The sequence below is a fragment of the Pseudomonas sp. PS01299 genome, from assembly GCF_029960145.1.
Classification (GTDB): domain Bacteria; phylum Pseudomonadota; class Gammaproteobacteria; order Pseudomonadales; family Pseudomonadaceae; genus Aquipseudomonas; species Aquipseudomonas putida_A.
Map to the genome: position 1 here is coordinate 1 of NZ_JASCPO010000339.1, position 4,553 is coordinate 4,553.

4 protein-coding genes are annotated in these 4,553 nt (G+C 61.1%); 1 reads left to right on the forward strand and 3 read right to left on the reverse strand.

All coding sequences use genetic code 11. The features are described from left to right. Nucleotides 1–150: 150 nt before the first annotated feature. From QMX91_RS29165 to QMX91_RS29175, 3 genes are all read right to left on the reverse strand, one after another. Complete coding sequence (locus tag QMX91_RS29165) at nt 151–1,119, reverse strand: Gfo/Idh/MocA family oxidoreductase (RefSeq protein ID WP_282413780.1); 969 nt, start codon at nt 1,117–1,119, stop codon at nt 151–153. A gap of 25 nt (nt 1,120–1,144) precedes the next feature. Further along, nucleotides 1,145–2,032: a Dyp-type peroxidase gene (locus QMX91_RS29170; protein ID WP_282413781.1), complete on the reverse strand. Its 888-nt coding sequence runs from the start codon at nt 2,030–2,032 to the stop codon at nt 1,145–1,147. A 183-nt stretch (nt 2,033–2,215) separates the two neighbouring features. After that, nucleotides 2,216–3,313, reverse strand: coding sequence for an AraC family transcriptional regulator (locus QMX91_RS29175; RefSeq protein WP_282413782.1), 1,098 nt, complete (start codon nt 3,311–3,313; stop codon nt 2,216–2,218). Between the two features lie 210 nt (nt 3,314–3,523). On the opposite strand from QMX91_RS29175, the gene QMX91_RS29180 reads away from it, so the two are divergent. Further along, the gene (locus QMX91_RS29180) at nt 3,524–4,471 is read left to right on the forward strand and encodes a transporter (protein WP_282413783.1); all 948 of its coding nucleotides are present in this window, start codon (nt 3,524–3,526) and stop codon (nt 4,469–4,471) included. Nucleotides 4,472–4,553 lie beyond the last annotated feature (82 nt).

The window sequence follows — 4,553 nt, forward strand, 5'->3', positions numbered from 1 at the left end:
GGCATAACCTTAGACACTACGACACACAGACCCTTGTGGGAGGGGGCTTGCTCCCGAAGGCGGTGTGTCAGGCGATGGAAATACCAGCAATGCCGGCCTCTTCGGGAGCAAGCCCCCTCCCACAAGGAAATAGTGTTGTGGTCTGGAGGATCAGTGCCGTTTAAGGATCTGGTCCATCACCCAATCGGTTTTGAGGGCTTGTTCGGCGACGGCCGGATGCTGCGAACCACCACGAATATGCGCATTCATGCCCAGCACGTGATGCCACTGAATGTGCTCGTGATGGGGGATCTCCAGGCTGATCTGCTCATCGGCGAACAGCTGCACCGGATGCTCGTCAAACACGGAGAACGCGATCCGGCCCTGACTGCCGATAATCTGCACCCGATCCTCGCGCCGATCCGCCACAAAGCTCCAGCAACCCATGCCCAGCGCTCCGGAGGCGAACCGCCAACTGGCGCTGACCGCGTCTTCCGCCGCATACAAACCAGCCTGGCGCGCGGTGAAACCGGCGACTTCGACGATATCGCCGAGCAGGTACTGAAACAAGTCGAAACCATGGCTGGCCAAGTCGGCAAAGTAACCGCCACCGGCCACGCTCGGGTCGGTTCGCCAGTTGGCGCTGCCGTCCAGATCCGCCGCCGACGGTGCCTTGGTCAGCGTCCAGCTCAGGTGCCGCACCTCGCCGATGCGGCCCTGCGCCAGCCATTGCCGCACTTGGGCAAAGCGCGGCAACGAACGGCGGTAGTACGACACGAACAAGTGCAGACCGGCGTCGGCAAACGCCTGCTGCATTTCGCGGCTTTGTCCGGCGTTGAGCGCCATCGGTTTCTCGACGCAGCAATGCTTGCCGGCGGCGGCGACTTTCAGGCTGTAGGCGTGGTGGCTGTCGGGGGGCGTGGCGATGTACACCGCGTCCACCTCGGGGTCGTTGATCAGTGCATCGACATCGGTGTAGACCCGGGCGATACCGTGGCGCGCGGCGTAATCGGTCACCGCTTCAAGACGCCGGCCCATCACCGCCACCAGCGCCGAACCGGGCGCCTTGTAGAAGGCCGGCCCGCTCTTGCGTTCAGTGACGCTGCCGCAACCGATCATGCCCCAACGCACCACGTCCATGGTCAACTCCCTGTGTTTGAAACACTCAGCCGATGCGCAACGCGCGCAGATCGAGGTGGCCGTCCTTGATGGGCGGGCACCAGTAGTAGCCGCCGGTGATCGGCCGGCTGATGCGATACAGACCATCAGTGATGCCGTCTTCCAGACCGCTCATGCGCCGCAATTGGGCTTCGAAGGCGTCCAGCGAAACACCGAAGGCGAGGAACATCAGGCCGGCGCGATCACCGTCGATCCACGGCATCGAACGGCGCACGACGAACGCTTCGGGGGCGAAGCTTTCCTGGGCGGTGCGTTTGACGTGGGCGGAGACTGGCGCGTCGTCGATCTCTTCGTTGTCGCTGAGGCGACGGCCCATGATGTTGTCCTTGTCTTCGGCGGACAGCTTATGGAAACCCTTGAGGTCGTGCTGCCACTGCTGGATCGCGGCGAAGCTGCCTCCGACCAGACCATCAGCGCCCTCGCCCAGCAACGCGGCGGCGATCGCGGCGTCATCGTGCGGGTTTTCGGTGCCGTCTTCGTAGCCGGTCAGGTCATGGCCGTCCTTGTGGCGGAAGGCTTCCTGCATGTCTACCAGGCGCAGCGCCGGGGCCAGCGCGGCTTCGAAGGCGTGGCAGCGATTGAGCAATTCACCCCGGTCAACACCGTGCAGCCAGACCCACAGCGCGTGCTGGGTCGACGGGTTTTCCACGCCGACGCCGCTCATGGCCGGAAAGCTGCGCAGACCGTCGATTTGCACGTTCAGGGCTTTGGTCAGGGATTCACCGAAACCGATCACAGCCGACTTGCCGTCCACCAGATTCATCAGGTTGTCGATCGCCTGCGGCAGTGCTTCAACCGACGCAAGGGCAAAAAACAGGTGACGTGCTTGCGCAGGAACAGGGGTGGCGAGAATGCCCGGCTGGTAGTAACTCATGTGAACTCCTTGGGAAAGTGCGCGGGAGTTTACCTGTGGCCGGAGGGTTTGTGTGGGTTTGGAGAATGCTAAAAACCCCTCACCCTAACCCTCTCCCAGAGGGAGAGGGAACTGAACGGGGGAAGCTGTAGAGATATGCCGACTTGAAAATGATGTACCGAATCCATAATCGACAAAAATCTTTCAGGTCGATGTATGACGCGACACACCTCGGTCGGCCCCCTCTCCCTCCGGGAGAGGGCTGGGGTGAGGGTTTGTGTCATGCCGCCACGCACTCGGGCTCATCCCGGTCCAGCGCTTGAACGCCCGGCGAAAACTGCGCACGTCGCTGTAGCCAACTTCTTCAGTGATGCGTTCAATCGGCATCTCAGGATTGGCCAGCAGACTCATGGTCCGCGCCTGACGCACCTGTTCCAGCAGCGCTTCAAAGGTCAGCGCATGCTCGGTCAAACGGCGGCGCAAGGTGCGACTGCTCATGTTCAGGTCGCCGGCGATTTTTTCGATATGGCTGCCCCGGCTCAGGTCCCGGGCAATCGCCCGCTCTACGGCCTGAATCAGATCGAGTTTCTGGTGCACCTGCGCCGCTTCCAGCTCCAGCAACGCAACCGCCTGACGCAACGCCAGCGAATGATGATTGGGCAGGTTGACGTCCAGCCACCGGGCATCGATCAGCATGCGATTGTGCAGACAGCCGAAGCGTACGTCCGGCCCGAGCAGGCGGTGATATTCGCTCAGGTAATCCGGCGCGGCATGCACGAACTCCACGGCGATCGCCTTGAAATCATGGCCCGCCAAGGCCCGGCCATACACCAGCAGGCTGGCGAAAAACTCTTCAACGGCGAACACCTGCACATCGGCAAACGGCAAGCGACATTCGGCATCGAGGTGCACCTGATCACCCACCACATCGACGCTGGATACCACGATTCCGCCGGAGGTGTGCTGATGGCGAATGCCGAGGGCAAAGGCATCGCGCAAGGTCTTGCACAGCGACAGCACATGCCCGAGCAGCCCCAGCGTACCCAACACATTCTGCGCGCCGACCCACAACCCCAGCCCCTGATTGGGCAGCACTTTGAGCGCCCGTTGAATCATCGCCACGGCCTGGCGGTAGGAAATCCGCTGCGTCGGATCCTGCAGATCTTCGAGGGTGAAACCCAGGCCACGACACAGGCTTTCAGGGTCGATGCCTTTGTTGTGCACGACTTCAGCGAGGGTTTGCAGGAGGAACGGCGAGACCAGCGCCAATTCAAAAGTGGGGTCTTGGACTTTTACGTTCATGGGGGCTGACATTCCGGATCACGCTTGATTGTTATTTTTGTAACCGGTTATGTCGAAGGAAGTTAGCACAGGGTTGGCCGACTGTCCGCAGAAGTCCCCCTAACTGTCCGCCAATACCCTGCCCCGTCGGGCGCCAAGCGCTTATTTCTATGGTGCCGGACGTTCTGCGTACCGGCGCCACGTCCCACCACAATAATAATGAGGACAGCCATGAGCCCGAACCGCGCCACTTTCCCCTTGCGTCTGGCACTGACTTTGCTCGGATGCACCGCGTCCCTGCCGGCCCTGGCCACCGAAGCCGGCGTCGACAACATCGGCCCCGGCACCGACGGATTTTTCATGCTGCCGCTGGAAGTCGACAGCCTTCCGCAGAACATGGTCGCGTTCAACCTCTACTACAACCATTACAAGTCGACCAAGCTCAATATCAGCTCGTTGGGCGGCAAGGTGCCGAATGTCGAAATCGAATCCACGGCGGTGATCCCGCGTATTGATTACCTGAGCCCGGTGCGCGTGTTCGGCGGACGTCTGGCCGGCTACATCGCCCAGCCCTGGCTGAAGCAGGAAGTCTCGGTATTCGGCCTCAGCGATACCCGCGAAGGCATGGGCGACACCACCGTTGCGCCGATCATCCTGTGGGACATGGGCAAGAACCTGACCCTCGGCGCAGCCATTGAAGTCACGGTGCCCACGGGGGAATACAGCGTCGATCGGCTGGCCAACACCAGCAACAATTTCTACACCTACAAGCCGCTGTTCTCCTTCACCTGGTTGCCGACCGACAAGACCGAAGTGTCGATGAAGACCACCTACAGCTTCAACGAGAAGAACAAGGACACCGACTACAAGTCCGGGCAGATCTTCCACTTCGATTACTCGGCCAGCTACAAGATCACCGACGATGTGATGCTCGGCCTCAACGGCTACTACCTCAAGCAGACCACCGACGACAAACAGTACGGCCACACCGTGCAATTCGCCGGGCAGGATGTGGATGACGGCGTGCGCGGCCAGGTATTCGCGATCGGCCCGGCGTTGCATTTCACCTTTCTCAAATACGCCAGCGCGGAGATTCGCTGGGCCAAGGAGTTTGACGTGGAGAACCGGCCGGAAGGCGACATGCTCTGGGCCAAGGTCAGCATCCCCTACGCCTTCTGACCTGCGCCGCCATGCCATGTGGGAGCGGGCTTGCTCGCGAAAGCGCCGTGTCAGGCAACGTATTGGTTACTGACAGATTGCT